General features: G+C 30.0%; 4 protein-coding genes. All 4 read right to left on the minus strand.

The window, feature by feature from the left end:
- Window positions 1–272 (minus strand): ATP-binding cassette domain-containing protein (locus tag HMPREF9402_RS05990; protein WP_009606844.1); only part of this gene is annotated, 272 nt, incomplete at its 3' end.
- Between the two features lie 13 nt (window positions 273–285).
- Window positions 286–948, minus strand: coding sequence for a hypothetical protein (locus tag HMPREF9402_RS05995; protein WP_009606842.1), 663 nt, complete (start codon window positions 946–948; stop codon window positions 286–288).
- On the minus strand, window positions 941–1873 hold the full coding sequence (locus HMPREF9402_RS06000; RefSeq protein ID WP_009606841.1) for a hypothetical protein: 933 nt from the start codon (window positions 1871–1873) through the stop codon (window positions 941–943). Before HMPREF9402_RS06000 ends, HMPREF9402_RS05995 begins: the two co-directional genes overlap by 8 nt.
- 69 nt (window positions 1874–1942) lie before the next feature.
- Window positions 1943–2231 (minus strand): hypothetical protein (locus HMPREF9402_RS14530; RefSeq protein WP_175282056.1); only part of this gene is annotated, 289 nt, incomplete at its 5' end.

Consider the following 2231-nt stretch of genomic DNA (forward strand, 5'->3'; position numbering starts at 1 on the left):
TTTTCTAAACCTGTTAAATGATCGATAAATTGATGTTTTTCAATAATGATTCCGCAATTAGGTAAAAATTCACGTTTCAAAATTCGCTCATTATAAACTAGGTTCCCTTCACTTAATCGAACTAAACCTGCCAAGGTTTTGAGTAACATTGTTTTTCCACTACCATTTGCTCCAACTAAATTATAAACTTTTCCTTCTTCAAAACGAACATTAATATCTTTGAGTATCTGTCTTTTTTTGATTATCAACTGACCATCATTAATAGCTAACAAAATACCCCTCCTTCTAAAGTATAAATCGACGAGATAAAATAACCTTTCCTAATAATATAGACCCTAATGAAATAATAAAAAGAATAATTCCCGGTATAATTTTAGATACGCTACTTGGAGAATAGCTTAAAAAATCTAGAATCCTATATAAACTACCAACCTCTGTAAATTCATTAAATGATACAATTGAAATCGAATAAGATAAACCATATATAGGTATAAGAAGTAAATACGTTGTCGACAAATCTAAACTGAAGCTATAAATACAAAAAGATAGGCAATTCATATTCATAATAAATAAGACACTATATACAAAATCTATCGTTGAGACAAATAGCATATCTCCCTTATTTATCATGATAAAAGTCACATAGGCAAATATTTCATTCAGTAAAATGACCATAATAGCAATTAAAGTCTGATATTTCAAAACCCATTGAATAAATGCCTCAAGATTTTGATACCGTTGTCGAACAGAAAAATGATTGATATAAATACTAAATAATAATAATGTCGCAAAAGTAATAAACGAAAGCATTTGTGTAGATATTAAAGAATAGAATACTCCTTCAGTTTCTATCCAATGAAATAAATAACTAATTCCATTTATAAAATATATGATAGAGAAAAATAGAATTAATATTAACAGTAGTCTTTTTAGAATCACGTTAGACATATGAATTCCCCTTTCTAACCATAATGGCTAACCCTAAACTCAGGACTAGATAAAGGCTGATAATTATAATCAGCTGGATTAAAGATGCATAATTAATTAGAGTACTAGGAATTGCTAAATGAATATATTGTGAGATAAATGATTCTATCAGACGACTAATGAGTAACGGAATACCGATCGCAAAAAATAAATTCTTAAATCGCACAGCTCTTGTAAATAAATAAGTAAATAATGAAAAACTACTCAATAAACATCCATACCCCATCATGGTACACCAGTAATAACTATGATAGTTAGTCGGGGTCAACCATTCTAAAAAAAGTGGATCACTAAACACAAAGGGACTTGAGACTTGAAGGATATCAGCTACACTTACATACTGAGATAACTCTAATAAAACTTCTGGCAGATTCCCACGCCCCTCATAAAGAAAGATAAATGTTAAGCTATAATCTATTATACCCGCAACTAACTGGATAATGACTGGAACAAAGATAACAAGCAATAACTGGCGATTAAAATATCGTTTTGGACTTTGGCGAATTAATTTTAAAGAATGTATCTCCTTTGATTGTTCATAATAAAAAATCCATGCAACCGGAATAACGGCTATAAAATAACCTAACTGACTCATTAAAAATTCAATATTAAAAAATGCGATATAATTTGAAGTAAATAAGGAATATTCCATATTTAACGTTAATGTTTTTAGCAGCTCTTCAACTGGTTCCGTTATATCAACTAAACTACTTATAGCACTTATCCAAAAAGCAGTAATAGATGGATCTGAAACACTTTCGGATATATACTGCGTAGGCCATTGTATAATAAAGATTAATTTATGTATACAAAGTACTAAAAAATAGAAAGCAATGACACCAAATGTTGAATAAATCCATTTTTTTGACTTTATCGTTTGATACATTTTATCTGTCCTTTCTAAAAATAAAGGTAGCGAGAAGTGTAATTATCATTTAATTAGTTAAAACTATGATTAATCTCCTGCGTGGTCTGCTTCAAACTTTCCTGATAAAGTTCGATTATAAGCCTCATCATTGAATACTCTTAATGAAACACGATCTCCTGCATTTATATTTAAATTTTTAAACACGTATATTTCACCATAAACCACGTTATAAGGGCCTCCCACATTTTGAGAACCATTTCGTACTATTTGGACACGGTGAGTAGAATTTAGTTGAGAAAGACCCACGGCGCGATACGCAGTAGTTTTAGTTACTGCAGATGTCGTTTTACTAGATTGTAACCCTACTGATAAGTTA

Source organism: Turicibacter sp. HGF1, from assembly GCF_000191865.1.
In the GTDB taxonomy this organism is placed as follows: Bacteria; Bacillota_I; Bacilli_A; order MOL361; family Turicibacteraceae; genus Turicibacter; species Turicibacter sanguinis.

Bases quoted from the DNA above. Each gene is read 5' to 3' on its own strand.
- HMPREF9402_RS05995 (WP_009606842.1), bottom strand. From the start codon at position 948: ATGTCTAACGTGATTCTAAAAAGACTACTGTTAATATTAATTCTATTT.
- HMPREF9402_RS06000 (WP_009606841.1), bottom strand. From the start codon at position 1,873: ATGTATCAAACGATAAAGTCAAAAAAATGGATTTATTCAACATTTGGT.